Genomic DNA, 26362 nt, shown 5'->3' with positions numbered 1-26362 from the left:
CGGGGACGTTCACGAGGTTCCGATCGTGCTCCCAGCCTGTTCCGAGGTAAGACGGATACAACGAGCTCACAGGCAGTGACGAGGTAGCAGGGAGCTGACGGTGACGCAGCAGCAGGAGCGGGCGAAGACCAGGGTGCTGGTCGTCGATGACGAGGCCAACATCTGCGCGCTGCTGTCGGCCACGCTGCGCCTGGTCGAGTTCGACGTGCGGGTGGCGAACAGCGGCCGGGAGGCGCTCATCGCGGCCGAGGAGTTCCAGCCCGACCTGGTCGTGCTCGACGTGATGCTGCCCGACCTGGACGGCTTCGAGGTCGCCCGGCAGCTGCGCGCCGACGGCCGGGGACCGGACAACGCCCTGGTGCCCGTGCTGTTCCTGACCGCGCGGCATTCGGTGGAGGACCGCATCTCCGGCCTGACCGTCGGCGCGGACGACTACGTCACCAAGCCGTTCAGCCTGGAGGAGGTCGTGCTGCGCATCCGGGCCATCCTGCGGCGCAGCCGGCCCGGCGGCGAGCAGGCCGACAGCGGCGTGCTCCGCTACGCCGACCTGGAGCTGCACGAGGACGCGCACGAGGTGCGCCGGGGCGGCAAGCTGGTCGACCTGTCCCCGACCGAGTTCAACCTGCTGCGCTACCTGCTCGTCAACGCGGGCCGGGTGGTCTCCAAGGCGCAGATCCTGGACCGGGTCTGGAGCTACGACTTCGGCGGCGACGGCCGCATCGTCGAGTCGTACGTCTACTACCTGCGCAAGAAGGTCGACAAGTGGGACCCGCCGCTGATCCACACGGTCCGCGGCGTCGGGTACGCGCTGCGCCTGCCCCGAGGTGGCCAGGAATGATCCGCCCACCGTGGCGGCGGTGGACCCTGCGTACCCGGATGGTGGTCGCGGTGGTCGCGCTCGCCGGGGTGGCCCTGCTCATCACCGACTTCGTCGCCGCCACGACGCTGCGCCACTACCTGTCGCAGCAGCTCGACGAGGACGTGCGACGCCTGAACGGATTCCGCAACGGGTTCGGGCCGGGCGGATTCGGCGGCCGACAGCCCGGCGCCGAGCCGAACCAGCAGCCGCCCGGCCAGTCCCGGCCGACGGCCACCGCGTCGCCGAGCCGAGCCGAGCCGGCCGCGTCGAATTCCGCTACCACCCCGCCGCCGACCCCCACCACTGCCGCGCAGCCGACTCCGGCGGCCACCGGGCAGCCGGGCGCGACCGGGTCGGCAGAGTGTGAAGGACCACCGAGCACCAACGGCTTCCGGTTCGCGCTGCCGCCGGGGCAGGGCGACACGATCATGCTCGTCTACGACGTGCAGGGGCAGCTCCTCTGGTGCGAGAGCAGTGGCATCACGCCCGCAGCGGGACCGCAGCTCACCTTTGGCCAGATCACTGCCCACGCCCACCCGGCGGGGTCGAAAGAGCCCCCCGCGCTGTTCACCGCGACCAGCGCGTCGGGCCAGGACTTCCGGGTCACGGTGAGCCAGGCGCCGGGCGGCTACCGCGTCTCGGCGATCTCGCTGGACCGGGTCGAGAGCACCGCGAACCTGGTACTGCTGCTCGGGCTGGGGGTGGGGGCGCTGGTGCTGCTGGGACTGGGCTTCGCGGCGTACACCGTGGTCCGGATCGGGCTGCGGCCACTGACCAACATGGAGCTTGCCGCGGCGCAGATCGCCGGTGGTGACCTGACCGCCCGGGTGCCCGACCCCGACCCGCACACCGAACCCGGCCGGCTCGGCCTGGCGCTCAACACGATGCTGTCGCGTATCGAGGCGGCGGTGACCGCGCGGGCCGCGTCCGAGCAGCGGCTGCGCCAGTTCCTCGCGGACGCCTCGCACGAGCTGCGCACCCCGCTCACCTCGATCCGCGGCTTCGCCGAGCTGTACCGGCGCGGCGGCGCGCCGCCCGGTCCGGAGCTGGACGAGACCATGTCCCGCATCGAGCAGGAGGCCGGCCGGATGGGCCTGCTGGTCGAGGACCTGCTGCTGCTGGCCGCGCTGGACGAGGAGCGCCCGCTGCAGCAGTCCCGGGTGGATCTGCTGGCGGTAGCGGCCGACACGGTCCGGGACGCGCACGTGCGCACCCCGGGCCGGAGCGTGGAGCTCGCCGGGTTCGAACCGGTCGGCGTGCAGGGCGACGAGCACCGGCTGCGCCAGGTGGTGACGAACCTGGTGGCCAACGCGCTCCAGCACACCCCGCCCGACGCCCGGGTGACGCTACGGGTCAGCCATCGCGGCGGCGAGCATGCCGACGAGCCGTTCGAGCTGCCGGTGGCCCGCGACAGCGGCCCGGTGGTCGCCGCGGTGGGCGCGGAGCTGGACCCGGACCTGCCGGTGGCCGTGGTCGAGGTCGAGGACACCGGACCGGGTGTGCCTCCCGAGCACGCTGCCCACATCTTCGAGCGGCTGTACCGCGCCGATCCGCACCGGGCCCGTACCCACGGGGGCGCGGGACTGGGCCTGGCCATCGCCTCGGCGATCGTCAAGGCCCACGGCGGCCGCATCGAACTGGCCACGTCTCCTGGGGTCGGCTCGACCTTCCGCGTCCTGCTGCCGCTCACCGACGACTGACCGCGCCGCCGCCGGGGCGGCCGCCGGGTGAAGTGTCTGCGACAGCCCACAACCCCTGTGTTGTATCCACAACTTCTGGGTTGTGGGCTGTGCAGGGCCACATGCTTGCGGCGGCTGCCGAAACCGAAGCCGACAGCTCCAAGCTCATTCCGAGGTTGGTGGGAGGTCGCGTCGAGGGCGGGTCGCGACGATGCGTGCCATGCGATTGCGGCGAGCCATCCCGCTCGGGCGGACCACACTGATCAACAGCGCTCTCGGGCTGCTGCTGGTCGGTGGCGGCACCTGGGCATACTTCATGATCAGCGGGGACGCGGAGCCGGCCCAGGCGAACACGACACGCACCGTGGCGGTGGCCCAGGGCACGGTGACCGCGACGGTCACCGCCGACGGGTCGATCGAGTCGGCGAACACCATGTCGGCCGACTTCGCCACCGGCGGCACCGTCACCGCGATCAAGGTGAAGGTCGGCGACAAGGTCGCCAAGGGTGCGGTGCTGGCCACCGTGGACGCGACAGAGGTCAAAGAGAGCCGCCAGACCGCCGCGCGCAACCTCGACGCGGCCCGCGACGCGCTGGACCGGGCCGAGGACGGCGGCGACGACAGCAGCATCGCCAACGCCGAGAACCAGGTGGCCCAGGCGGAGTCCACGCTCGCCGCGGCCAAGCGGGCGGTCGACGGCACGGTGCTCAAGGCCCCGATGGCCGGCACCGTGGTGGCGATCAGCGGCGCGGTCGGCGGCTCCTCGGGCGGCTCGTCCGGCGGAGGCAACGGCTCGTCGTCGTCCTCGTCCTCGAGCGGCTCCGGGTTCGTGCAGCTCGCCGACCTGACGAAGCTACAGGTGGCGGCGGGGGTCGCCGAGGCCGACGCGACACGGCTGAAGGCCGGACAGTCCGCGACCGTCACCTGGAACGCGCTGACCGGGGCGACCGCGACCGGCAAGGTGTCGGCGATCTCGCCGACCGCGTCCAGCGGCAACACGGTGACGTACCCGATCGAGGTGCTGCTGGACAGCATTCCGGAGGGCACCCGGCTCGGGCAGACGGTGAGCCTGTCGGTGACCGTCGACGAGGTGGCCGACGCGGTCTACGTCCCCGCGGCGGCGGTGCGCACGGCCGGCGGCCGGACCACGGTGACCGTGGTCGCCAACGGCGTGCAGGAGACCCGGGCGGTCGAGATCGGGCTCAGGGGCGACGCGTACACCGTGATCGTCTCCGGGGTGACCGTGGGTGAGCAGGTCGTGCTGGCCACCGTGACCAGCGGGACCGGCAACCAGCAGCAGTTCCCTGGCGGCGGGCCGGGCGGCTTCACCGGCGGCGGCTTCGGGGGCAACACCGGCAACCGGCCCGCGGGCGGCAACCGGTGACCGGGCCGTACGGCCGCGAGCAGCGGCCCGTCCTGGACGTCGTCGACCTGGTCAAGACGTACGGCGAGGGTGAGACGGCGGTGCACGCCCTGGCCGGGGTGTCGCTGACCGTCGCGCCCGGCGACTACGTGGCCATCATGGGCTCGTCGGGCTCGGGCAAGTCGACACTGATGAACATCGTCGGCTGCCTGGACGTGCCGACCTCGGGCACGTACCGGCTGGACGGGGTGGACGTCAGCGAGCTGAACGAGTCGCAGCTGGCCCTGGTGCGCAACCGCCGGATCGGCTTCGTGTTCCAGTCGTTCAACCTGATCGCCCGGACCAGCGCGCTGGCCAACGTGGAGCTGCCGCTCGCGTACGCCGGGATCAAACCGGCCGTGCGCCGCGAGCGGGCGCTCGCCGCGCTGGACATGGTGGGCCTGGCCAACCGGGCCGACCACGACCCGAACCAGCTCTCCGGCGGCCAGCAGCAGCGGGTGGCGGTGGCCCGCGCGCTGGTCAGCGAGCCGGCGCTGCTACTGGCCGACGAGCCGACCGGCAACCTGGACAGCCGCTCCACCGCCGACGTGCTGAGCATCCTGGACGGGCTGAACGCGCAGGGCCGCACCATCGTGCTGATCACGCACGAGGACGAGGTCGCGGCGCACGCCCACCGGACCATCCGCCTGGTCGACGGCCTGGTCGTCTCCGACGTGCGCCGTCGCGACATCACACCGGTGGGGGTCCCGGCATGAGCTTCTTCGAGATCTTCGGGTTCGCGCTGCGCGGGGTCGCGGCGAACAAGCTGCGGTCCGGGCTGACCGTGCTGGGCATCCTGATCGGTGTCGCGGCGGTGATCCTGCTGGTCGCGGTCGGCAACGGCTCGGCCAAGCAGGTCGAGGACAGCCTGGCCGCGCTCGGCACCAACACGCTGACCGTGCAGGGCGGCCGCGGCGGCGACACCGGCTACCGCACCGACCTGACCCTGGACATCGTCAAGGCGCTGCAGGACAGGGAGTCCGCGCCCGACGTCAAGAGCGTGTCGCCGGTGGTGAACAGCGCGCAGACGCTGACCTTCGGCGACGCGTCGTACGACGTCAACTCGGTGATCGGCACGTACCCGTCGTACTTCGGGGCGTCCAACAGCGTGATCGCGAGCGGTTCGGGGTTCACCGAGGAGGACGTCGACCAGGCCGCGCGGGTGGTGGTGCTCGGCCCGACCACCGCCGAGGAGCTGTTCGGCACCACCGTGGACCCGGTCGGGCAGCGCATCGGCATCGCCGGGCAGATCTACTCGGTGATCGGGGTGCTCGCGAAGAAGGGCTCGACCGGCTTCAACGACCCCGACGACGTGGCGATCGCGCCGCTGCCCGCGGTGCAGCGCTCGCTGACCGGGTACGGCCCCGTCTCCTCGATCACCATCGAGGCGGTGAACGCGGACGCGGTGGCCGCGGCGAAGGCCGAGATCACCGCGATCCTCAACGCGAAGATGCACGTCGCCGACGGCGCGAGCAGCACGCCGTACCAGGTCAGGGATGCCTCCCAGCTGCTGGAGACGCGCACCGCGACCGCCGAGACCTTCACCGTGCTGCTCGGCGCGGTCGCCGGGATCTCGCTGGTCGTCGGCGGCATCGGCATCACCAACATCATGATGGTCTCGGTGACCGAGCGGACCCGCGAGATCGGCATCCGCAAGGCGCTCGGCGCACCCCGCCGGGTCATCCTCACCCAGTTCCTGATCGAGGCGACGCTGCTCAGCCTGGCCGGCGGCGGGTTAGGGGTCGCCGCGGCGCTGATCGGCGCGAACTTCGAGATCGTCGGCATCAAACCGGTGGTCATGCCCGACTCGGTCGCGCTGGCGCTGGGCGTCTGCGTGGCGATCGGCCTGTTCTTCGGCAGCTACCCGGCCAGCCGGGCGGCCGGCCTGCGCCCCATCGACGCCCTGCGGTACGAGTAAGGAGCCTGACCTCTATGAAACACGCGATCCGTACCCGGGAGACGGACACCACCGGTGTCGTCTCGGACGCGCCGATGGACGACCTGGTGGCGGGCCTGGCCAGGGCCAAACGAGGCCCATGGCTTACCCGCAGCACAGGCGCCCTGCTCGCACTCGTGCTGACCTGCGGCGGCTTCCTCGCCGGAGTCCAGGTCCAGCAGCGCTTCGGCGCCTCCGGCACGGCCACGGCGGCCGGCGGGGCGACCGGCAACCGGCCGGGCGGCTTCCGTGGCGGCTACGGCCAGGCCGGCGGTTACGGCGGACTGCCCGGCGGCCAGCAGGGCGCGCTCCCCGGCGGCCAGCAGAGCGGCCAGCAACCGGCCGCCGCGCCGATCACCGGGAAGATCAAGCTGGTCGACGGCACCACCGTCTACCTGGAGACCGCCGACGGGCGGCTGCTCACCATCAAGACCGGCGACACCACCACGGTCCAGACCACCGACAAGATCGCCCTCAAGGACCTCACCGCCGGCACCGAGATCACCGTCCAGGGCACCACCTCCGACACCACCGTCACCGCCACCACCATCACCGCCACCGACTGACCCGCGCCGTCCCGACCCGCGCCGCCCCGACCCGCGCCGTCCCGACCCGCGCCGTCCCGACCCGCACCGCAACTCTTAAAGAGTCGCGGTCTCAGATCGCCTTGAGACCGCGACTCTTTAAGAGTTGCGCCAGGTGGGGGCGGGGGCGGGACGCCCGGCGGGGGTCAGAGGGTGGTGGTGAGGGTGAGGCCGCCGCCGGGGCGGGGGGTGGCGGTGACGGTGCCGTGGTGGGCCTGGGCGATGGCGCGGACGATGGACAGGCCGAGGCCGAGGCCGCGGGAGGGGCCGCCGACCCGCTCGCGGCCGAGGCGGCGGAAGGGCTGGAAGATCGATTCCATCTCGTACGCCGGCACGACCGGCCCGCTGTTCACCACCACCAGCCGGGCCCGCCCGTCGACGGTGGCGGTCTCCACCCGCAGCCACCCGTCGGGCACGTTGTGCCGGACCGCGTTCTCGACCAGGTTCTGCACCAGCCGCTCCAGCAGCACCGGGTCGCCGGTGACCGGAGCCGGGTCGAGCAGGCTCGTCACCGCGGGACCGCCCGCCGGCAGCGCCTCCAGCACGTACTCGGCGACGTCGGCCAGGTCGACCGGGGTCTGCTCGGTCAGCTCGCTCTCGCTGTCGGCGAGCATGAGCAGCCCGTCGATGAGCCGCTCGTGCCGCTCGTTGACCTTCAGCAGCGCCTCGCCGAGCTGCCGCGCGTCAGCGCTCGCCTCAGGCCGGGTGATGGCCAGCTCGACCAGCGCCCGGTTCAGCGCCAGCGGCGTACGCAGCTCGTGCGACGCGTTCGCCACGAACCGCCGCTGCCCGTCGAACGAGTGGTCGAGCCGGCTCACCATCGCGTCGAACGTGTCGGCGAGCTGCTTGACCTCGTCCTTCGGCCCGTTCAGCGCGATGCGCTCGTGCAGCCCGCGGCCGCCCGCGCCCGCCGCGATCCGCCCGGCGGTCGCCGTGATCCGGTGCAGCGGCTGTAGCGCCCGTCCCGCCAGGACCCAGGCCACGCCGGTCGCGGCGGCCAGCACCAGGGCGAGCGCGATGCCGCCCTGGGTGAGGATGGTGGTGAGGGTGGCGTTGTTCGCCTCTTCGGTCTTGGCCACCAGCAGCTCACGCAGCGCCTTGAGGTCGCCGCCGGTCTTGAGCAGGTCGGTGACGATCAGTTTGCTGTCGAACGGGTTGGTGTCCATCTGCCAGCGCACCAGGAAGTACGTGATGGTCAGCAGGGCCAGCCCGGCGACGGTGAACAGCACGACGTAGAGCAGGGTCAGCCGGGCCCGGATGGTCAGCCTGTTCACGGTATGCGGTACCCCACTCCGGCGACGGTCTCGATCGGCTGCGGCTCGCCGAGCTTGCGGCGCAGCTTCATCACGGTCACCCGTACCACGTTGGTGAACGGGTCGATGTGCTCGTCCCAGGCCCGTTCGAGCAGCTGCTCGGCGGAGACCACGGCCCCGTCGGCGCGCAGCAGCTCGGCGAGCACGGCGAACTCCTTGCGGGCCAGGCCGAGGTCGCGGCCGCCACGCTCGGCGGTGCGCCGGGCCGGGTCGAGCACGATGCCGGCCCGCTGCAGCACGGCCGGGTTGCGCAGCACCGCCCGGCGGGCCAGCGCGTGCACCCGCGCCGCCAGCTCGACCATCGCGAACGGCTTGACCAGGTAGTCGTCGGCGCCCAGCGCCAGCCCGGCGACCCGCTCGCGCACGGCCGCGGCAGCGGTCAGCATCAGCACCCGAGTTTGTGGCAGCCGGTCGGAGATCTCCCGGCACAGCTCGTCGCCCGGCCGCCCCGGCAGGTCACGGTCGAGGACCACCACGTCGTACGGGTGCACCGCGAGCCGTTCGTGTGCGGTGTCCCCGTCGTACGCCACGTCGACGGCGAACGCCTCGCGCCGCAGCCACTCGGCCACGGCGTCGGCCAGCACGTCCTCGTCCTCCACCACCAGCACTCGCACGCGGCAATGATGCCCGGTCGGCGATAACCCCCGCATAACCAAGATCAAGAACGCGGGTTACGCGGGGGTTATGCGGCAGCGGGTCTGATGGCGCCATGAGGACGAGACTGATGGCCGTGGCGGCGGTGCTGGCGTTCGTGCCGGTGCTGGCGGCGTGCGGTGGCACGAAGGACGAGGGTGTGGCGACGGCGGGCGGGGCCCGGCCGGGCGCGTCGGCGACGGCGGCCGCGCAGGACAAGCAGGAACAGGGGCGCAGGTTCGCCGCCTGCATGCGCGAGCACGGCGTGGACATGCCCGACCCCGGCGACGGCGAGCAGATGCGGGCCGACCTGGCGAAGGTCGACAAGGACAAGCTGGCCCCCGCGATGGAGGCCTGCAAGACGCTGCTGCCCAACGGCGGCGAGTCGGTGCAGCTCGACCCGCAGCAGGTGGAGAAGCTGCGCACCTTCGCCAAGTGCATGCGGGAGAACGGGGTGGAGGAGTTCCCGGAGCCCGACGACACCGGCAACCTGCGGCTGGAGGGCGCGCTCGACGGCTGGCGCACCAACCCCGAGTTCGCCAAGGCGCTGGAGAAGTGCCGGGCCATCGTCCCGGACTTCAAGGGCGGCGGCGCCAAGTGAGGGCTCGCCTCCTGGTCGGCGGCGTCGCCGTGTTCGCGCTCGCCGCGGCGGCGGGGCTGGCCGTGGGCCTGCCGAAACTGTCCGGCGACGAGCAGGCCGCCGCGGCCGGGCCGCCGGAGACGGCGACGGTGACCCGGCAGACGCTGGCCGACACCGAGACCAAGAGCGGCACGCTGGGCTACGGCACCGAGCACACCGTCGGGGCGCGCGGCGCGGGCACGGTCACCTGGCTGGCCGCCGAGCACGCGGTGATCAACCGCGGCAAGGCCCTGTTCCGCATCGACGACCAGCCGGTGGTGCTGCTGTACGGGGCGCTGCCCGCGTACCGGCAGCTGCGCAGCGGGGTCGAGGGCGCGGACGTGAAGCAGCTGGAGCAGAACCTCAAGGCGCTCGGCTATGACGGTTTCACGGTGGACCGCGAGTTCACCTCGTCGACGGCGAGCGCCGTCCGGGCCTGGCAGGAGGACCTGGGCCTGCCCGAGACGGGCGTGGTCGACCCGGGCCGGATCGTCTTCGCGAGCGGCCCGGTGCGCGTCGACGCGCTCAGCGCGGCCGTCGGCGACCTGGTGCAGCCCGGCACGCCGATCCTGACCCGCAGCGGGGTGGACCGGGCGGTCGTGGTGGAGCTGGAGGTCGCCGATGAGCGGCTGGCCGAGGTCGGCGCTGTGGTGCAGGTCGAGCTGCCCGACGGCAGACGGGTGCCGGGCAAGGTGAGCCGGGTGCAGACGGTCGTCGCCCCAGGGGTCAACGGGGGCGACCCGACCACGAACCTGGAGGTCACCGTCTCGCTGGCGGCGAAGGACGCGGTGCAGGGGTTCGACCAGGCCGCCGTGGACGTCGAATTCACCGCGGAGACGCGGGAGGGCGTGCTGACCGTGCCGGTGGCTGCGCTGCTCGCGCTGGCCGAGGGCGGGTACGGCGTGGAGGTCGTCGAGGGCGGCGGGAGCCGGATCGTCGCGGTCGAGACCGGGCTTTTCGCGGCCGGACGCGTCGAGGTCAGCGGCGACGGCCTGGCCGAGGGCGCGGTCGTCGGGATGCCGTCGTGACCGGCGTACCCCCGATGATCGAACTCACCGACGTCGCCAAGGTCTATCCGGGCGGGGTGACCGCCCTGGCCGGGGTGAGCCTGCGGATCGAGCGCGGCGAGCCGGCCGCGATCGTCGGCCCGTCCGGCTCGGGCAAGTCGACGATGCTGCACATGATCGGGGCGCTGGACCGGCCGTCCGCCGGCCGCGTCGAGATCGACGGGTACGACCTGGCCGACCTGTCGGACCGGCAGCTGTCGGCGTTGCGGGGCAGCCGGATCGGGTTCGTGTTCCAGCAGTTCCACCTTGCGCAGGGCACCTCCTGCCTGGACAACGTCGCGGACGGGCTGCTCTACGCCGGGGTGCCGCTGCGGGAGCGCCGGGAACGGGCCACGGCCGCGCTGGAGCGGGTGGGGCTGGCCCACCGGCTGACGCACCGGCCGCACGAGCTGTCCGGCGGTGAGCGGCAGCGGGTCGCGATCGCCCGCGCCGTGGTCGGCGACCCGCCGCTGCTGCTGGCCGACGAGCCCACCGGCAACCTGGACTCGCACTCCGGCGAGGTGGTGCTGGAGCTGCTGCGCGAACTGAACGGGGCCGGCACCACCCTGGTCGTGATCACCCACGACCGGGAGATCGCCGCGACCTTCCCCCGCGTGATCGCCCTGCGCGACGGCGCCCTGGCCACGGAGGTCCCCGCGTGACCGGCCGCGGCACCACCCCGCCCCCGGAACAACCGCTGGCCGCGCCGCGGCTGCGGTGGGCGGATCTGGTGCGGGTGGGGGCGATCGGGCTGCGTACCCGGCCGACCCGGGCGTTCCTGTCCGCGCTGGGCATCGCCATCGGGATCGCGGCGATGGTCGCCGTGGTCGGCATCTCCGCGTCGTCGCGGGCGGAGCTGGACCGGACGCTGGACCGGCTCGGCACCAACCTGCTCACCGTCGGGCCGGGCAGCAACCTGTTCGGGCAGGACGCGAAGCTGCCGCTGGAGGCGGCCACGATGATCGAGCGGATCGGCCCGGTCACCGACGTGTCCGCGGTGGGCCGGATCGACACGAAGGTCTACCGCACGGACCGGATTCCGAAGGCGGAGAGCGGCAGCCTGGGCGTACGCGCCGCCGACCTGGACCTGCCCGCCACGGTCGGCGCGCAACTGGCCGACGGCACGTGGCTGAACGCGACGACGGCGCGTTACCCCGCGACCGTGCTGGGGGCGACCGCGGCGAGCCGGCTGGGCGTCACCGGGGCCGGGCCGGACCGCCAGGTGTGGCTGGGCGGCCGCTGGTTCACCGTCGTCGGCATCCTGCGGCCGGTGCCGCTGGCCGCCGAGCTGGACACCGCCGCCCTGGTCGGCTGGCCCGCCGCCGAGTCCTATCTGGACTTCGACGGCCACGCCACGACGGTGTACACCCGGTCTGCCGAGTCCCAGGTGGAGGCGGTCAGCGACGTGCTCGCGGCGACCGCGAACCCGGAGGCGCCCAACGAGGTCAAGGTGTCCCGGCCGTCCGACGCGCTCGCCGCGCAACTGGCCACGGACAAGGCGTTCACCGGGCTGCTGCTCGGGCTGGGCGCGGTGGCGCTGCTGGTCGGCGGCGTCGGAGTGGCCAACACGATGGTCATCTCGGTGCTGGAGCGGCGCGCCGAGATCGGCCTGCGGCGCTCGCTCGGGGCCACCCGGGGTCAGGTGCGCGGTCAGTTCCTGACCGAGTCGCTGCTGCTGGCGGCGCTGGGCGGGGTCGGCGGGGTGCTGCTGGGCGGGCTGGTGACCACGGCGTACGCCCTGCTCCAGGGCTGGCCGGGCGTCGTGCCGGCCTGGGCGACCCTCGGCGGTGTGGGCGCGACTTTGGTGATCGGCGGTGTCGCCGGGCTCTACCCGGCGGTCCGCGCCTCGCGGCTGTCACCGACCGAGGCGCTCGCCACGCCCTGAGCGGGGCCGGCGACGGGAAGGGCGCCTTCTTATACGCACAGCGATAAGAAGGCGCCCTTCCTTCAGCTCGGTCAGAGGCGGGCGAGGGCCTTGCGGAGGGGATCGAGGCCGAGGGAGCCCAGGTCGAGCGCGTCGGAGTGGAACTGCCGCAGGTCGAACGCGGCGCCCTTGCGTGCCTTGGCGTCGTCGCGGGCCTGCAGCCAGATCCGCTCGCCGACCTTGTACGACGGGGCCTGACCCGGCCAGCCGAGGTAGCGGTTCAGCTCGAAGCGCAGCGCCTCGTCGCCGACGCGGCAGTGTGCGCGCAGGAACTCCCAGCCCAGCTCGGGGGTCCACCGCTCACCCGGGTGGAAGCCGAACGGGTTGTCCCGCGGGATCTCCAGCTCCAGGTGCATGCCGATGTCGACGATGACGCGGGCAGCCCGGAACGCCTGCCCGTCGAGCATGCCCAGCTTGTCGGCGGGGTCGGCCAGGTAGCCGAGATCGTCCATGAGGCGCTCGCTGTACAGCGCCCAGCCCTCGCCGTGGCCCGAGGACCAGCTCAGCAGCCGCTGCCAGCGGTTGAGCTTCTCGGCCTGGTACGCCGCCTGGGCGACCTGGAGGTGGTGGCCCGGAGCACCCTCGTGGTAGACCGTGGTCACCTCACGCCAGGTGGAGAAGTCGGTGACGCCCTGCGGCACCGCCCACCACATCCGGCCGGGACGGCTGAAGTCCTCGCTCGGGCCGGTGTAGTAGATGCCGCCGTCGCTGGTCGGGGCGAGGCAGCACTCGATGCGCCGGATCGCCTCGGGGATGTCGAAGTGGGTGCCGTTCAGGTCGCTGATGGCCTTCTCGGCCAGCTGCTGCATCCAGTCGCGGAACTGCTCCTTGCCCTGGATCTTGTACTTCGGGTCGGCGTCGAGCTTGGCGACGGCCTCGTCGATGGACGCGCCCGGACCGGCGATCGTCGCGGACACGGCCCGCATCTCGGTCTCCAGCCGGTGCAGCTCCTCGAAGCCCCAGGCGTACGTCTCGTCCAGGTCGACGCGGGCCCCGAGGAAGTACTGCGAGGCCAGCTCGTAGCGCTCGCGCCCGGCGGCCTCCTTCTCCCGGCCCAGCGGGGCCAGCTCGGCCCGCAGGAACTGCCCGAACTCGCGGGTCGCCTCGTTCGCGGCCGCCGCGCCGCGGTCCAGCTCGGCGCGCAGCGCGCCGTCGGCCTCGACCCGCCGGGCCAGCCCGAAGTAGAAGTCGTCACCGTCCGTGCTGGTCCAGATGTCGCACTGCTTGGCGACCTCCTCGATCTGGCGGCGCGCGCTGACCTTGCCGGAGCGGGCGGCGTCCAGCAGGGTCTGCCGGTACTGCGTGAGCGCGGCGGGGAAGGCGTTGAGCCGGGCGGCGATGTTCGCCACCGCCTCCTCGCCGTCGACGGGCATCAGGTCGAAGGTGCCCCGCAGCCCGTGCAGCGCACTGGAGATGACGTTGAGCTCGCTGGTCACCTCGCCCGCGTCGAATCGGGCGACCCCAAGCTCCATCCGCTCGATCATGGCTTCCCGGGCGACGAACTCGCGCTCGTCCGCGGGCTCGATCGTGCGCAGTTCCGCCAGCGTGCGGCGGTCCAGGTCGGCGGAGGCGGCGAAGCCGTCCGCGGAGAGGTCGTCCAGCTTGTCGTCATAGCCGCTGATACCGACATAGGTGGCGCCGGTGGGGCTCAGCGGCGCCCACTCGTCGACATAGCGATCGGCCAGGTCATCAACTCGTCCCATGCGTGGAAACCTAGCCGACGGGGCCGACCCGGCGCAGGCGACATAACAGTGGCGGGAATCGGCCGTTCGATGTCCGGAACTCGCTGGCTCCCGACCTGGGGACTCTGGCAGTGTGTCAGGGGTGACCACCGCGATTGCTCCTGACACCACCGCGTCCGGCACCAGGTCCGCCTGGCTGCCCGCGTTCGCGGCGAACGCCGTCATCTGGGGATCGAGCTTCATCTTCATCAAGATCGGCGTACGGGAGCTGCACCCCACCTGGGTCGCCGCCGGACGGATCGTCATCGGCGCGTTGACGCTGCTGGCGCTGCTGGTCATCGGTGGGCAGCGGCTGCCGGGCGACCGCCGGCTGTGGGGGCACATGCTGCTGCCGGGCGTGGTGGGCGTGGCACTGCCGTTCACCCTTTTCGCGTACGGCGAGGAGCAGGTCGACAGCCTGGTCGCCGGTATCTGGAACGCGACGACGGCGCTGTGGGTGCTGCCTTTCGCAGTGCTGGTGTACCGCACCGAGAAGTTCACCGCCCGCGCCGCGGTGGGCCTGCTGCTCGGGTTCGCGGGCGTGCTCATCGTGCTCGGCTTCTGGCACGACGCCGGGGCCTCCTCGGTGAGCGGCCAGCTCATGTGCGGGGCGGCGGCCGCCTGCTACGGCGTGTCGATCCCATATCTCAAGCGCTTCGTCACCGGCCGCGACTTCGGCGGCGTACGGCCGTCCGGGGTGTCGCTGGCGTTCGTGCAGACCGCGGTCGCGGCTCTCGCCTCGGTGCTGGCCGCGCTGCTGATCTCCGGTATGCCGCCGGCGGTGTCCGGGTTGTCCTGGCCGGTCATCGGCTCGGTGGTGGCGCTGGGCGTGTTCGGCAGCGGCATCGCGTTCGCGCTGAACATGCGGGTCATCGCGGCCGCGGGCGCGTCGACGGCCGCGTTCGTCACCTACCTGGTCCCCGTGGTGGCCACCCTGCTCGGCGTCCTGGTCCTGGACGAGTCCCTGCACTGGAACCAGCCCGTCGGCGCGCTGATCGTGCTGCTCGGCGTCGCCGTCGCCCAGGGCGCCCTCTCCCGCCGCCGCACCTGACCCGTCGTCGAGCGATCAGGGCCGCGGGGCGGAGCGGTCAGCGTGCGTGGCCGGCGGTCCAGGCGAGCAGGTCGTCGGCGGGCAGGGTGTTCACGATGCGGTCGGCGGTGAGGCCGGCGGCCTCGGCGCGGGCGCAGCCGTTGCTCAGCCAGTCGAGTTGCGCGACCGCGTGCGCGTCGGTGTTGATCGCGAAGCGCAGGCCGTCCACCTTCGCCGCCTTGCGCAGCAGGTTGGAGGGCGGGTCCAGGCGGTCCGGCCGGGAGTTGATCTCGATGGCCTTGTCGTGGCGGGCCGCCGCGGCGAACACCGCCTCCACGTCGAAACTGCTCGGCGCACGACGTCGCGGTGCGCCACCGCGGGACGCGTGCCGGGCGTCGGTGACGACCGGCAGCTTGCGGCCGGTGCAGTGGCCCAGGATGTCCAGGTGCGGGTCGGCCAGCGCGGTGATCATGCGCCGGGTCATCTTCGCCCGGTCCATGCGCAGCTCGCTGTGCACCGAGCCGACGACGACGTCCAGCAGCGCCAGCAGCTCCGGCTCCTGGTCGAGGCTGCCGTCGGGCGCGATGTCGACCTCGATGCCGGTCAGCACCCGGAAGCCGGTGCCCGCCAGTGCCTCGTTCACCGCCGCCACCGCGTCGAGCTGGCGGCGCAGCCGCTGCGGGGACAGCCCGTGCGCGATGGTCAGCCGTGGCGAGTGGTCGGTCAGCACCACGTAGTCGTGGCCCTGGGCTGCCGCCGCGGCGACCATCGCCTCCAGCGGGTCCCCGCCGTCGGACCAGTCGGTGTGCACGTGGCAGTCCCCGCGCAGCAGTTGCCGCAACCCACCTGATCCGCTCACCCCGCCAGGCTAGCCGCATGCCCGCAAACCCCAGGCGGGGAAGAGGATTGTCGCCGTCGGAGGGCCGCGATAAGGTCCGGCACGCCGCGTCGCGCGGCGAGCTGCCCGGCGCCGCAACGAACGGTCGGGCGTACGGGGAGGGAAGTGCCATGAAGGCGGGTATGCGCGCGCTGCTCAGCGTGGGAATGCTGGTCGGTTTCTTCGTGCTGGTCCTGGTCGAGTTCCTGGCCACGGTGGTGTTCGCCGTCTGGCTGGTCACCGTGGGCCCGGCGGCGCTGGCGGTGAAGGTGACCGCGCCGCTGTTCATCGCGATCGTCGGCGGCGTCGGCTGGGCGCTGTGGCAGGCGATCCGGTTCAAGAACGAGCCCATGCCCGGCGTGGTGGTCACGCCCGACCAGGCTCCGCAGCTGTGGGCCGAGGTGCGCCGGCTGGCCGAGGGCGTGGGCACCCGCGCCCCGGACGAGCTGCGCATCGTGCCCGAGGTCAACGCCGCGGTGTCCGAGCACGCCAAGCTGCTGGGCCTCATCCCGGGACGGCGCTACCTCTACCTCGGCCTGCCCGTGCTGCAGGCGACGAACGTCGACCAGCTGCGCGCCGTGCTCGCCCACGAGCTGGGCCACTACTCCGGCGCGCACACCCGGCTGGGCGCGGTCGCCTACCGCGGGCGCATCGCGATGGAGGGCGCCATCGGCCGGATCGGCAAGTGGAACGTGGCGGGCTGGCCGATCCGCCTGTACGCACGCGCCTACCTGCTGGTGGACAACGCGGTGTCGCGTCGCCAGGAGCTGGAGGCCGACGCCGCCTCGGTGCGGCTGGCCGGCAAGCAGGCGGCCGTCGCGGCGCTGACCGAGATCAAGGTCGTCGCCATGGCGTACGACTTCTACCTCGGCCGCTACGTCGCGCCCGGCGCCGAGCTGGGCCTGCTGCCGGACAACGTGTTCGCGGGGTTCGGCGACCTGCTGTCCGCGCGCGAGGAGGAGATCGCCGGGCTGCGTGCCGAGGCGGCACAGGGGGAGCGCAGGTCGCGCTGGAGCACCCACCCGCCGCTGTCCGTGCGCATCGCCGCCATCAACGCGCTGCCCGAGGGCATGCCCAGCAACGACCGCCGCCGCGCCACCGACCTGGTCCCCGACCTGTCCGCGATGAGCGCCCGGCTGCACCACCTCTCGGTGCGGACCGACGGGCGCGAGGTGCTGCCCTGGCCGCAGTTCACCGCGACGACCGCGACCCGGCAGCTGCAGGCGACCGCCGACAACATCTTCCGCGAGCTGGCCCGGCGCATGAACCGGCCGCTGGCGGGCCTGTACGAGGTGCTGGACGCGCTGGCCGCGGGCAGGGCGTCCGAGCTGGGCGCGGCGTTCTTCACCGATGTGACCCGCAAGGAGGCCGGCGTCCGCTTCGCCGAGCCGCTGGAGCTGCTCCTGATGCTGGCCGCGGTGCGCTCGGAGCGGGCGACCTGGCAGGCGTCCTGGACCGGGTCCGCCGAGCTGCTGGGCCTCGACGGCAAGCCGCTGGACCTCGCGCCGATCGCCGAGCTGGCCGTCGACCCGGCGACCACCGCGCTGGCCGTGGCCCGGCTGCGCGAACTCGGCATCGAGATCACCGCGGCGGTCGTGGTGGAGGCGACGGCCACCGCCCGCGGCGGCGAGGTCATCGCCGGTCTCGGCAACGTCACCTTCGACGGTGGCGAGGCCGATCTGCTGGTCCTCGACAACGGCCTGATCGTGGTGCCGACCAAGGGCGACAAGGACGAGGGCACCAAGCGGATGACGGCCATGATCGCGTCGACGCCGCTGACCAAGCTCGCCGAGACGCACCGCTTCCTGCCGTACGAGGAGGTCCGCAAGGTGACCATCGTCAAGCAGGTGCCGATCCGCGCGACGATCGAGCTCCACGATGGACGGAGCATCGAGCTCAAGGAGTCGTGGACCGGCGACGAGCTGCACAAGAAGAGCCGCGAGGTGCTGCACGAGGTCTTCGCGCAGTACGCCGGGGAGTGACCGCATGCCGGTGGAGCCGATGCCGACGGGAGAGTATCGCGTGATCCAGCAACGCCAGCCCGACCCGCAACACCCCGCCCCCGTGCCGGCGTCCCCGGCCGGCGGGCTCGTCGGGGCTTTCGACTACGCCGAGCACGAGCGTCACGCGGGGCAGGGCGGCGTCGTCGCGGCCGCGGCTGCCGCGCAGGCGCGGGAGGCGAGCACGTGGTCCATCGGCGACTTCCGGCTGCTGACCATGCTCATCGGCATGGCCGTCGGCAGCGGCATCGCGCTGACCAATGACGACAAGGACAAGATGATCTTTGTTGTCGTCGCGGCTCTGCTGGGCGCGGCTTCCGGCGAGGCGTTCGGCTTCGGCCTGTCCCGCTGGGCCGAGGTCCGCGCGATGCACCGGATCGTCAAGCGACGGGTCTGGTTCGCCGTGCTGACCGTGCTGGTGGTGGCGGGTGGGCTCATGTTCACCACGCCGCTGCTGCTGCCCGAGCTGGAAGGGGCCGAGTCGCTGACCGAGCGCGGCATCGCGATCTCGCTGCTGGCGATCGTCGGTGGCCTGCCCAGCGCGGCGACGCTGGCGGCGGTGAAGCAGGTGGCCGCGGACCCGCTGCCGGGCACTCCGGGTCAGCAACTGGACGCGCTGCTGCGGCTGCGCCGGATGTGCGCCCGGATGCTGAGCCAGCTCGGCATCCTGGTGCTGCTGGTGATGGGCGTCAACGCGGCGGCGCGCACCGTCGGCGATGAGCTGAACCCGGGCGTCGTCATCTTCTCGGGCGTCGTCGCGTCGTTCGTGGTCGGCACCATGTACGCGCCGACCGCCGCCACCCTGCGCCGGCGCGGCCAGCTCTACGTGGAACGGCACTTCTCGCTGGACCAGGTGCCCGTCGGCGAGCTGATCGAGGCTGCGGAGAACAAGGGCAAGCTGGAGAAGCTGCTCAGCCTCGACCAGACCACGTTCGGCGAGCTGAAGGCGGGCCTGGTGGTGCTCTCGCCGGTGGTCGCGGGCGCCGTCGCCCTGATGATCCAGAACATGAAGTAGCAGACCTGGAACGAGGCGAGGCCCCAGCCGTGCGGCTGGGGCCTCGCTGTCGTCCGGGACCGGATCACCAGCCGCTGTCCAGGAAACCCGGGCGGTTGACCAGGTTGAACAGCGCGAAGCGGCGCTGCGCGTTGCCGTTGATCGCGGTGTACGCCCCCGCGGCGACGAGCTGGCCCAGCTCCCGGTTGGCGCTCAGCGTGTTCACGCCGACCGAGCCGTTGCCGTTCGCCGTCCACGGCAGCAGCTCGCCGGACGTGGTCACCGCGGCGAGCTTGACCCGGCGGTTGGAGCCGTCGAGGCAGACGCCCTTGTTGCCGGTGTTGGCGCTCTTGCACACGTTGTCGAAGTGCCCGCCGAGGTAGACCGTGCCGTCGAGCACCGCGATCGCCTGCACGTCGCCGTCGGTGGTGATGGTCCACCGGGCGTTGCCGGCCAGGTCCATCGCGGTGGCCCGGCCGCCGCCGCCGTCGATCCCGGCGTACAGCGTGCCGCCGTCCAGGGCCAGGTCGTGCACCATCGCCGTGACGTGCGACCAGAAGCCCAGGTCGACCTCGCCCCGCGCCGGGTCGACCGCGGCCACCTTGCCGGTGCCCTTGAGCCAGTTCACCGCGTTGAAGCGCCCGCCGAGGTAGACCCGGTCGGAGGCGACCAGCACGGCCCGCACGATGTCGTTGACGTGCGGCCGCCAGTTCGGGTCCAGCACGCCCGAGCTCGCGTCGAACGCGGCGGCCCGGGTGCGCTCCTGCCCGTCGACGCTGGTGATGGACCCGCCCAGGTACACCCGGCCGTGCCCGACCGCGATGGCGTACGGCGTACCCGAGATCGAGTGCTTGAAGGTGCTCGCCACGGCGCCCGAGGAGCTGATCTTCGCCAGGTTGTCCCGGCTGACGCCGTTCACCTTGTGGAACGACCCGGCCGCGTAAACACCTCCGCTGTCCGCGGTCAGCGCGGTGACCCGGGCGTCCGCGCCGGGATTCCACGGCAGCAGCGCGCCGGTCCGCGCGTCGACGGCCGCCAGCCGCGCCCGGCCGACCGACTTGCCGTTGCTGGTGGCGGAAGTGAAGTCGCCCCCGACGTAGATGGTGTCGCCCCAGTACGTGGTGGCGAGCACCTCCCCGTTGAAGGTCACCGAGGGAGCCGGGTTCGGGTTCACCGGAGCGGCGAGGACGGCCGTGAAGGCCAGCGGTGAGATCAGCACGCCGAGTGCCGCGGTCACCGTCATATTGCGCAATGTTGAACATTTCAGCACGTCATGCCCAACGAGGCACCCACCGGGCCGACGCTCTCACGCTCAGGGTGTGGCAGGCTGCGCGTGTGAACATCGCGGTGATCGGACTCGGACTCATCGGCGGATCACTCATGCGTGCTCTGTCCGCCGCCGGGCACCGCGTGCTCGGGTTCGACGCGGACCCGGAGACCCGGGCCACGGCCCGCAGCGCGGCCGCCCGGGTGCCCGCGGCACAGCGCTGGCAGATCACCGCGACCATCCGCGACGCCGCGGCCGACGCCGAGCTGGTGGTGCTGGCGGTGCCGCTGCCGGCCCTGGACGACGTGCTCGATGCCCTGACGGCCTGCGGCTACCACGGCCTGATCACGGACGTGACCTCGGTGAAGGGGCCGGTGCGCGAGGCTGTCGCGGCGCGGCTGCGCCGGGCGGCCAATCCGCTCGCCGGGTTCGTCGGCGGGCACCCCATGGCGGGCAAGTCCGTCTCCGGCTTCGCCTCCGCCGACGCGGCGCTGTTCACCGGCTGCGCCTGGGTGCTGTGCCTGGACGAGCAGACCGGTCTGGACGACTGGCTCACCGTGGCCGGGCTGGTGACCGCGCTCGGCGCCCGGGTGGTGCCGTCGACCAGCGCCGAGCACGACCGCGCGGTGGCGGTGATCAGCCACGTGCCGCACCTGCTGGCGCTGGCCCTGGCGGCGACCGCCGCGAGCGACCCGCTGGCGCTGACCCTGGCCGCGGGCTCGTTCCGGGACGGCACCCGGGTCGCGGGCAGCCGGCCGGAGCTGGTCGCCGCGATGTGCGGGGGCAACGCCGCGGCTGTGCTGACCGCGCTCGGCGACGTGCAGGACCGGCTGGACGAGGCGGCCAAAGGGCTGGAGGGACGGGACCCGCTGCGCGCGGTGCGCGACTGGGCGAGGGACGGGCACGCCGCCCGGCAGGCGTGGCCGCCGGCCCCGGGCCGTCCCGAGCAGGTCCCGGTCCGGGCGGAGACGCTGCTGCGGCTGGGGCGTGCCGGCGGCTGGGTCACCGAGGTCGCGGCGGACCGCCGTACCGTGACGGCGTTCCTGCCTGTTGAAGGGGCGTGACCCAGACACGGACCCGCCCCACGCTGCGTGAACCCCATCCGGTACGGCCCTGGGCCGTGGTGGCCGGTGCGCTGGCGGCGGGGGTGTGGCTGCTGTCGTTCGGCATGTTCGGGGCGACCCTCGGCGGCTACGTCGGCTGGACCCTGGCGGCGGGTCTGCTCGCCTGGACGGCCGCGCTGGCCCTGCTCCGGTACGGCGACCGCGGGGTGGCGGCGGGCGTCTCCGCGGCGACCGGTGTCGCCTGGACCGCGGCAGCACTCTCCGTAGTCGCCGAATGGATCCGCCGAGGAGCCTGGCCACTGTGAGTGACCTTGTGTTAAACCCGCGAAACAAGGTTGCCGGCGGCACCGGGCTGAGAAGCACCGGTCACGAACGGTCACCGAACAACCGCGTTACCGGACTTGACGGAGGTCACACCGGCGCGGCACTCTCGGCTGTATGTGGACGCCGCAGCAGCCAGATCCGGACCGTTGTCGCCGGCGCCTGCAGCTGCTCGCCGAGCTGTCCGCAGGGGCGGGCCGCGAGCGCCAGCTACCTGCCATGGGCAGCCCCACCAGCACCGCACGTGCCGTCCGGGGGGCCGGCAGAGCGGTCGCGGCCGACAAACTCCGCGAGCTGATCGCGTTGCGTCGGCGACTGGCGGGCTGACTGGTCGTTGTCAGATCAGGGTCATCACTCGGCGGCACCGCCGGTTGGCGGCCGTCTCGCGGGTGACCTGTGGCTTACCCGTAGCCCATATCGACACCATTTGGGGGGACCGTGTCGTACTTCGCCGCCGCGGTGGTCCGGAGCCGGTCCGGCTGGGCCGCCAGCGAACTGAACCTGCATGACGCGGCAGACGTGGACGAGGTGGCCGACCTGCTACGCGAGGCCGACCCGGGTGCCGACGTCTCCTTGATGTTCGTCGAGTCCGACGACGCCTACCTGGTCGTCATGCGGCTCGACGAGGGTGAGGACCTGCGGATCTTCGGTTCCGACTCGGCCTTCGCCGATGAGTCCCGTCTCGGCAAGCTGCTGCTCGTCGACGTCGAGGTCCCGGTCGTGGAGATCGACGAGGTCGAGGCGGCCGACGACGACGAGGACCGCCCCGCCGCCGATCCCACCGCCGACCCGGTGGGTGACGCCGATCTGCTGGCCGACCTCGGCGTGTCCGCGCACAAGCTGCTGGCCCTGTGCGCCACCGACGGCCTGCTGCCCGCCGATGTCACTGCTGAGGTGTGCCAGGCGATCGGCTGCGGCGACGAGGTCGAGGAGCTGCGGGAGTCTTGAGACCCCGGCCGCGGCACGAGGAGTGGATGCGCCGCGCCCTCGACGTCGCGGCGGGCTGCGACGACAGCGCGGACGTGCCGGTCGGCGCGGTGGTGTACGCCGCCGACGGCACGGAGCTGGCGGTGGGCCGCAACGAGCGGGAGGCCGCCCACGACCCGACAGCCCACGCCGAGATCCTCGCGTTGCGGGCGGCCGCTGCCCGGCGGGGCGAGTGGCGGCTGGAGGGCTGCACCCTGGTGGTGACCCTGGAGCCGTGCACCATGTGCGCGGGCGCGATCGTGCTGGCCCGCGTCGCCACGGTGGTCTTCGGCGCGTGGGAGCCGAAGACCGGTGCGGCGGGTTCGCTGTGGGACGTGCTGCGCGACCGCCGCCTCAACCACCGCCCCGAGGTCTACTCCGGGGTGCTGGCCGACGAGTCGGCCGCCATGCTCCGGGCCTTCTTCGACCGCGACCCGGACGCCGCCGCCGAGCCCCGCCGCTGACCGGTGTGTGGTGTGCCGAACCCACAACTTCTGGGTTGTGGATACAACCCAGAAGTTGTGGACAGCGCGAGACATGCCACCTGGAGCGGCGGGAGCACCTGGGCGGGCAGCCCCGGTCAGCCGGTGATCGTGCCCGCGAGATGGGGCTTGCCGGTGCGGACGTCGCGCAGGGCGAACTCGCGGCCCGTGAAGGTGAACCCGACCGTGGCCGGCAGCAGGATCGGCAGCTTGAAGGACACCTCCACCGCGTACGCCGCGGGCAGCCGCCCGTCCAGCGCGGCCAGGCAGCGGGCCTTGCTCCACATGCCGTGCGCGATGGGTTTCGGGAAGCCGAACAGCCGCGCGCCCACCCACGAGGTGTGGATCGGGTTGTGGTCGCCGGACGCGTCGGCGTACGCGGTGCCGGTCGAGGTCGGCACCCGCCACGTCGCGTGCGGTGGCGACGCCGGGGCGGGGTCGCGCGCCGGGCGCTCGCCCTTCGGCTCGCCCGACGGCCCCTTGCGCAGGTAGGTCGACACGTCCCGCCACACCACCGCGCCGTCCACCGACGCCGTGGTGATCACGTCGTACTGCCGGCCGCGCGGATGCTCGCGCAGGTCCTGGGCGTGCACCGCGATGTCGAGCACGTCGCCTGCCGTGAGCTGCCGGTGCTGTTCGATCCGGTTGCCCACGTGCACCCCGCCGACGACCGGGAACGGGAAGTCGCGCCGGGTCATCAGGTCGAGCTGCAGACCGAAGCCCAGCACGTGCGGGTAGGTGACGGGCAGCCGGTCGCTCAGCCGGAACCCGCACACCCGCTGGTAGCGGGCCAGGTGCTCGGGGTCGACGGTGACCGTGGCGGTCAGCGTGTCCTCGGGCAGCGTGCTCGGCCGGGGGAACGGCACCACCGACAGCGCGGCGCGCAGCATGCTCGGCATCAGGCCCCCAGCAGCGACTGGCCGCAGACCCGGACCACGTTGCCGGTCACCGCGGCCGAGCCGGGCGCGGCGAACCAGGCCACCGTCTCGGCGACGTCGACCGGCAGGCCGCCCTGGGACAGGCTGTTCATGCGCCGGCCCACCTCGCGGATGAGCATCGGCATCTTCGCGGTCATCGCGGTCTCGATGAAGCCGGGGGCCACCGCGTTGACGGTGACGCCCTGGGCGGCGAGCACCGGCGCGAGCGCGCGCACCCAGCCGATCACGCCGGCCTTGCTGGCGGCGTAGTTGGTCTGCCCGCGGTTGCCGGCGATGCCCGCGATCGAGGCGACGCCGATGACGCGGCCGCCCGCCGGGATCAGTCCCGCGTCCAGCAGCACCTCGGTGACGTGCGCCGGGGCGATCAGGTTGACCTTGAGCACGCTGTCCCAGCGGGTGGTGTCCATGTTGGCCAGCGTCTTGTCGCGGGTGATGCCCGCGTTGTGCACGACCACGTCGAGCTTGCCGTGCCGCTCCCGCACGTGGTCGACCAGCCGCTGGGCCGCGTCGGTCGCGGTCAGGTCCAGCTGGTACGCCTCCCCGCGCACCTCGTTGGCGACCTTGGCCAGGTCGTCCCCGGCCGCCGGCACGTCCAGGCAGATCACGTGGGCCCCGTCGCGGGCCAGCACCCGGGCCATCGCCGCGCCGATGCCCCGCGCCGCCCCGGTCACCAGCGCGACCTTGCCGGTCAGGTCCTTCGTGTCGGGCGCGGGCGTGGCGTCCACCGTGATCGTCTGCCCGCTGACGTACGCCGACTTCGTCGAGAGCAGGAACTCCAGCGTCGAGCGCAGCGCCGCGACGTCGGCCTCCGGGTGCACCCGCACAAGCTGGGCGGTGGCGCCCCGGCCGAACTCCTTGCCGATGCTGCGCACGAAGCCGTCCAGCGCCTGCTGGGCCGCGGCCTGACCGGGATCGGCGGCGCTGCCCGGGGGCAGGCCCAGCACGATGACCCGCCCCGCCGGGGTGAGCGACCGCGCCACCGGGTGGAAGAAGTCGTAGAGCGCCCGCAGCCCGGCCGGCGTGGTGATGCCGGTGGCGTCGAAGACCAGCGCGTGGTGCTTCTCGCCTTCCTCGTTCGAGCCGAGCAGCTTGGCCAGGTCCTCGTAGCGGGGGCCGTCCGACGGCCCGACGAGCACCGGCCCGGGGATGAGCGCGTCGCCCGACCGGTAGCGCGGCAGCTTCGGCGGATCGGGCAGACCGAGCCGCTTGACTATCGCCCGCCCTGGCCCGGACCTTGCGAAACTTGTGTAACGGTCGCTCATGCGGTAGACCTTACTCGCGAGTAAGGTTTGACACCAGGAGGCTGTTGTGACTGCCGAAGTGCGCAAGGTCGCCGTCATCGGCGGCAACCGCATCCCGTTCGCCCGCTCCAACAGCCGCTATGCCCGCGCCTCCAACCAGGACATGCTCACCGCCGCGCTGGACGGCCTCATCGCGCGCCACGGCCTGGCCGGGCAGCGCCTCGGCGAGGTGGCCGCGGGCGCGGTGCTCAAGCACTCCCGCGACTTCAACCTCACCCGCGAAGCGGTGCTCGGCACCGGCCTCGACCCGGCCACCCCCGCGGTCGACCTGCAGCAGGCCTGCGGCACCGGCCTGCAGGCGATCACCTACCTCGCCAACAAGATCGCGCTCGGGCAGCTGGACTCCGGCATCGGCGGCGGCGTCGACACCACCTCCGACGCCCCGCTCGCCCTCAACGAGCAGTTCCGCCGCATCCTGCTGCGCCTCAACAACGCGAAGACCACCGGCGAGCGTGTCAAGGCCGCGATGGCGCTGCGCCCGCTCCAGCCGTTCAAGCCCGAGCTGCCGCGCAACGCCGAGCCGCGTACCGGCCTGTCCATGGGCGAGCACGCGGCGATCACCGCCGAGCGCTGGGGCGTCACCCGCGCCGACCAGGACGAGCTGGCGCTGGACTCGCACCGCAAGCTCGCCGCCGCGTACGAAGCGGGCTTCTTCGACGACCTGGTCACGCCGTACCTCGGCCTCACCCGCGACCAGAACCTGCGCCCGGACACCTCGCTGGACAAGCTCGGCGCGCTCAAGCCCGTCTACGGGCTGCGCGGCAAGAACCCCACCATGACCGCGGGCAATTCCACCCCGCTCACCGACGGGGCCGCCGTCGTGCTGCTCGGCACGGACGAGTGGGCCGCCGAGCGGCGGCTGCCGGTGCTGGCCCACTTCGTCACCGCGCAGACCGCGGCCGTCGACTTCGTGCACGGCGACCCGGAGCCCGAAGGCCTGCTCATGGCCCCCCTGTACGCGGTGCCGCAGCTGCTGTCCCGGCTCGACCTGAAGCTGCAGGACTTCGACTTCTACGAGATCCACGAGGCGTTCGCGTCGCAGGTGCTCGCGACCCTGGCCGCGTGGGAGTCCAACGGCCTGGGCGCCATCGACCGCTCGAAGCTGAACGTCAACGGCTCCTCGCTGGCGGCGGGCCACCCGTTCGCCGCGACCGGCGGCCGCATCGTCGCCACCGCCGCGAAGCTCCTCGCCCGCAAGGGCAGCGGCCGCGCCCTCGTCTCCATCTGCGCCGCCGGCGGCCAGGGCGTCGTGGCCGTCCTCGAACGCTGACCCGCCCACCCGCCTGACCTCGCCCGCAGTTTCCCGCAGTTTCCCGCAGTTTCGGGGAAACTGCGGGTTCTTCGTCGTGCGAGGGCGCAGTTTCCCCGAAACTGCGGGACGTGCAACCTCGTACCACGTGGGGCCG

Annotated in this window: 24 protein-coding genes and 1 pseudogene; 18 read left to right on the top strand and 7 right to left on the bottom strand. The window is 72.8% G+C overall.

The window, feature by feature from the left end:
* Positions 1–100 precede the first annotated feature (100 nt).
* The 6 genes from F6W97_RS06045 to F6W97_RS06020 all read left to right on the top strand — a co-directional run bounded on the left by F6W97_RS06045 (position 101) and on the right by F6W97_RS06020 (position 6442).
* Positions 101–838 carry a response regulator transcription factor gene (locus F6W97_RS06045; protein WP_155369131.1) on the top strand — a complete coding sequence of 246 codons (738 nt, stop codon included), beginning with the start codon at positions 101–103 and terminating at the stop codon, positions 836–838.
* On the top strand, positions 835–2559 hold the full coding sequence (locus F6W97_RS06040) for a sensor histidine kinase (RefSeq protein ID WP_230686445.1): 1725 nt from the start codon (positions 835–837) through the stop codon (positions 2557–2559). Before F6W97_RS06045 ends, F6W97_RS06040 begins: the two co-directional genes overlap by 4 nt.
* A 199-nt stretch (positions 2560–2758) precedes the next feature.
* Positions 2759–3922 carry an efflux RND transporter periplasmic adaptor subunit gene (locus tag F6W97_RS06035; RefSeq protein WP_155369130.1) on the top strand — a complete coding sequence of 388 codons (1164 nt, stop codon included), beginning with the start codon at positions 2759–2761 and terminating at the stop codon, positions 3920–3922.
* Positions 3919–4656: an ABC transporter ATP-binding protein gene (locus tag F6W97_RS06030; RefSeq protein WP_155369129.1), complete on the top strand. Its 738-nt coding sequence runs from the start codon at positions 3919–3921 to the stop codon at positions 4654–4656. The genes F6W97_RS06035 and F6W97_RS06030 overlap by 4 nt, the downstream gene beginning before the upstream one ends.
* Positions 4653–5858, top strand: coding sequence for an ABC transporter permease (locus F6W97_RS06025; protein WP_155369128.1), 1206 nt, complete (start codon positions 4653–4655; stop codon positions 5856–5858). The genes F6W97_RS06030 and F6W97_RS06025 overlap by 4 nt, the downstream gene beginning before the upstream one ends.
* 14 nt (positions 5859–5872) lie before the next feature.
* The gene (locus F6W97_RS06020; RefSeq protein ID WP_155369127.1) at positions 5873–6442 is read left to right on the top strand and encodes a hypothetical protein; all 570 of its coding nucleotides are present in this window, start codon (positions 5873–5875) and stop codon (positions 6440–6442) included.
* 164 nt (positions 6443–6606) lie between these two features.
* On the opposite strand, the gene F6W97_RS06015 is transcribed toward F6W97_RS06020, so the two are convergent.
* Together F6W97_RS06015 and F6W97_RS06010 are read right to left on the bottom strand one after the other, a co-directional pair.
* On the bottom strand, positions 6607–7734 hold the full coding sequence (locus F6W97_RS06015; protein WP_155369126.1) for a sensor histidine kinase: 1128 nt from the start codon (positions 7732–7734) through the stop codon (positions 6607–6609).
* On the bottom strand, positions 7731–8387 hold the full coding sequence (locus tag F6W97_RS06010) for a response regulator transcription factor (RefSeq protein WP_196278995.1): 657 nt from the start codon (positions 8385–8387) through the stop codon (positions 7731–7733). The genes F6W97_RS06015 and F6W97_RS06010 overlap by 4 nt, the downstream gene beginning before the upstream one ends.
* Before the next feature lie 95 nt (positions 8388–8482).
* Between F6W97_RS06010 and F6W97_RS06005 the strand changes: the two genes are divergently transcribed.
* Genes F6W97_RS06005 through F6W97_RS05990 form a run of 4 tightly spaced genes read left to right on the top strand, consistent with a single transcriptional unit; the run spans position 8483 to position 11956 of the window.
* The gene (locus F6W97_RS06005) at positions 8483–9007 is read left to right on the top strand and encodes a hypothetical protein (RefSeq protein ID WP_155369125.1); all 525 of its coding nucleotides are present in this window, start codon (positions 8483–8485) and stop codon (positions 9005–9007) included.
* Positions 9004–10053 (top strand): efflux RND transporter periplasmic adaptor subunit, encoded by a 1050-nt coding sequence (locus F6W97_RS06000; protein WP_155369124.1) that lies wholly within the window; start codon positions 9004–9006, stop codon positions 10051–10053. Before F6W97_RS06005 ends, F6W97_RS06000 begins: the two co-directional genes overlap by 4 nt.
* 14 nt (positions 10054–10067) lie before the next feature.
* The gene (locus F6W97_RS05995; protein WP_155369552.1) at positions 10068–10733 is read left to right on the top strand and encodes an ABC transporter ATP-binding protein; all 666 of its coding nucleotides are present in this window, start codon (positions 10068–10070) and stop codon (positions 10731–10733) included.
* Positions 10730–11956, top strand: a complete 1227-nt coding sequence (locus tag F6W97_RS05990; protein ID WP_407924546.1) for an ABC transporter permease — start codon at positions 10730–10732, stop codon at positions 11954–11956. Before F6W97_RS05995 ends, F6W97_RS05990 begins: the two co-directional genes overlap by 4 nt.
* Positions 11957–12027: 71 nt before the next feature.
* Here the strand turns inward: F6W97_RS05990 and F6W97_RS05985 are convergent, their stop codons facing one another.
* Positions 12028–13698, bottom strand: a complete 1671-nt coding sequence (locus F6W97_RS05985) for a DUF885 domain-containing protein (RefSeq protein WP_155369123.1) — start codon at positions 13696–13698, stop codon at positions 12028–12030.
* Positions 13699–13819: 121 nt separating this feature from the next.
* On the opposite strand from F6W97_RS05985, the gene F6W97_RS05980 reads away from it, so the two are divergent.
* On the top strand, positions 13820–14767 hold the full coding sequence (locus tag F6W97_RS05980; protein WP_230686444.1) for a DMT family transporter: 948 nt from the start codon (positions 13820–13822) through the stop codon (positions 14765–14767).
* 37 nt (positions 14768–14804) lie between these two features.
* Here F6W97_RS05980 and F6W97_RS05975 read toward each other — a convergent pair.
* Positions 14805–15587: pseudogene (locus F6W97_RS05975) on the bottom strand (PHP domain-containing protein); the annotation flags it as partial.
* Between the two features lie 167 nt (positions 15588–15754).
* On the opposite strand from F6W97_RS05975, the gene F6W97_RS05970 reads away from it, so the two are divergent.
* A complete protein-coding gene (locus F6W97_RS05970) occupies positions 15755–17605 on the top strand; it encodes a M48 family metalloprotease (protein WP_155369121.1) in 1851 nt (616 codons plus the stop codon).
* Positions 17606–17645: 40 nt separating this feature from the next.
* On the top strand, positions 17646–18638 hold the full coding sequence (locus F6W97_RS05965; protein WP_155369120.1) for a hypothetical protein: 993 nt from the start codon (positions 17646–17648) through the stop codon (positions 18636–18638).
* A gap of 64 nt (positions 18639–18702) precedes the next feature.
* Here F6W97_RS05965 and F6W97_RS05960 read toward each other — a convergent pair whose 3' ends face one another.
* Positions 18703–19860 (bottom strand): PQQ-binding-like beta-propeller repeat protein, encoded by a 1158-nt coding sequence (locus F6W97_RS05960; protein WP_155369119.1) that lies wholly within the window; start codon positions 19858–19860, stop codon positions 18703–18705.
* Positions 19861–19934: 74 nt separating this feature from the next.
* On the opposite strand from F6W97_RS05960, the gene F6W97_RS05955 reads away from it, so the two are divergent.
* The 4 genes from F6W97_RS05955 to tadA all read left to right on the top strand — a co-directional run bounded on the left by F6W97_RS05955 (position 19935) and on the right by tadA (position 22699).
* Positions 19935–20948: a prephenate dehydrogenase/arogenate dehydrogenase family protein gene (locus F6W97_RS05955; protein WP_330164954.1), complete on the top strand. Its 1014-nt coding sequence runs from the start codon at positions 19935–19937 to the stop codon at positions 20946–20948.
* Complete coding sequence (locus tag F6W97_RS05950; RefSeq protein WP_155369117.1) at positions 20945–21253, top strand: hypothetical protein; 309 nt, start codon at positions 20945–20947, stop codon at positions 21251–21253. The genes F6W97_RS05955 and F6W97_RS05950 overlap by 4 nt, the downstream gene beginning before the upstream one ends.
* A 454-nt stretch (positions 21254–21707) precedes the next feature.
* On the top strand, positions 21708–22217 hold the full coding sequence (locus F6W97_RS05945; RefSeq protein WP_155369116.1) for a tRNA adenosine deaminase-associated protein: 510 nt from the start codon (positions 21708–21710) through the stop codon (positions 22215–22217).
* The gene (tadA, locus tag F6W97_RS05940) at positions 22214–22699 is read left to right on the top strand and encodes a tRNA adenosine(34) deaminase TadA (protein ID WP_269059666.1); all 486 of its coding nucleotides are present in this window, start codon (positions 22214–22216) and stop codon (positions 22697–22699) included. The genes F6W97_RS05945 and tadA overlap by 4 nt, the downstream gene beginning before the upstream one ends.
* 116 nt (positions 22700–22815) lie before the next feature.
* On the opposite strand, the gene F6W97_RS05935 is transcribed toward tadA, so the two are convergent.
* Together F6W97_RS05935 and F6W97_RS05930 are read right to left on the bottom strand one after the other, a co-directional pair.
* Entirely contained in the window at positions 22816–23616 is an 801-nt protein-coding gene (locus F6W97_RS05935) for a MaoC family dehydratase (RefSeq protein WP_155369115.1), read from the bottom strand.
* The gene (locus tag F6W97_RS05930; protein WP_155369114.1) at positions 23616–24917 is read right to left on the bottom strand and encodes a 3-oxoacyl-ACP reductase; all 1302 of its coding nucleotides are present in this window, start codon (positions 24915–24917) and stop codon (positions 23616–23618) included. Before F6W97_RS05930 ends, F6W97_RS05935 begins: the two co-directional genes overlap by 1 nt.
* Positions 24918–24963: 46 nt before the next feature.
* Here F6W97_RS05930 and F6W97_RS05925 point away from each other — a divergent pair, with 46 nt between their 5' ends.
* Entirely contained in the window at positions 24964–26226 is a 1263-nt protein-coding gene (locus tag F6W97_RS05925; protein ID WP_155369113.1) for an acetyl-CoA C-acetyltransferase, read from the top strand.
* Positions 26227–26362 lie beyond the last annotated feature (136 nt).

It is taken from the genome of Catellatospora vulcania, assembly GCF_009720385.1.
Lineage (GTDB): Bacteria > Actinomycetota > Actinomycetes > Mycobacteriales > Micromonosporaceae > Catellatospora > Catellatospora vulcania.
This window is presented reverse-complemented; position numbering and strand designations above follow the sequence as displayed.

Excerpts from the sequence above, each read along its gene's own strand:
- F6W97_RS05995 (WP_155369552.1), top strand. The coding sequence starts at position 10,068 with ATGATCGAACTCACCGACGTCGCCAAGGTCTATCCGGGCGGGGTGACC.
- F6W97_RS05970 (WP_155369121.1), top strand. The coding sequence starts at position 15,755 with ATGAAGGCGGGTATGCGCGCGCTGCTCAGCGTGGGAATGCTGGTCGGT.
- F6W97_RS05935 (WP_155369115.1), bottom strand. The coding sequence starts at position 23,616 with ATGCCGAGCATGCTGCGCGCCGCGCTGTCGGTGGTGCCGTTCCCCCGG.
- F6W97_RS06005 (WP_155369125.1), top strand. The coding sequence starts at position 8,483 with ATGAGGACGAGACTGATGGCCGTGGCGGCGGTGCTGGCGTTCGTGCCG.
- F6W97_RS06025 (WP_155369128.1), top strand. The coding sequence starts at position 4,653 with ATGAGCTTCTTCGAGATCTTCGGGTTCGCGCTGCGCGGGGTCGCGGCG.
- F6W97_RS05930 (WP_155369114.1), bottom strand. The coding sequence starts at position 24,917 with ATGAGCGACCGTTACACAAGTTTCGCAAGGTCCGGGCCAGGGCGGGCG.
- F6W97_RS05960 (WP_155369119.1), bottom strand. The coding sequence starts at position 19,860 with ATGACGGTGACCGCGGCACTCGGCGTGCTGATCTCACCGCTGGCCTTC.
- F6W97_RS05985 (WP_155369123.1), bottom strand. The coding sequence starts at position 13,698 with ATGGGACGAGTTGATGACCTGGCCGATCGCTATGTCGACGAGTGGGCG.
- F6W97_RS06035 (WP_155369130.1), top strand. The coding sequence starts at position 2,759 with ATGCGATTGCGGCGAGCCATCCCGCTCGGGCGGACCACACTGATCAAC.
- F6W97_RS06040 (WP_230686445.1), top strand. The coding sequence starts at position 835 with ATGATCCGCCCACCGTGGCGGCGGTGGACCCTGCGTACCCGGATGGTG.
- F6W97_RS06020 (WP_155369127.1), top strand. The coding sequence starts at position 5,873 with ATGAAACACGCGATCCGTACCCGGGAGACGGACACCACCGGTGTCGTC.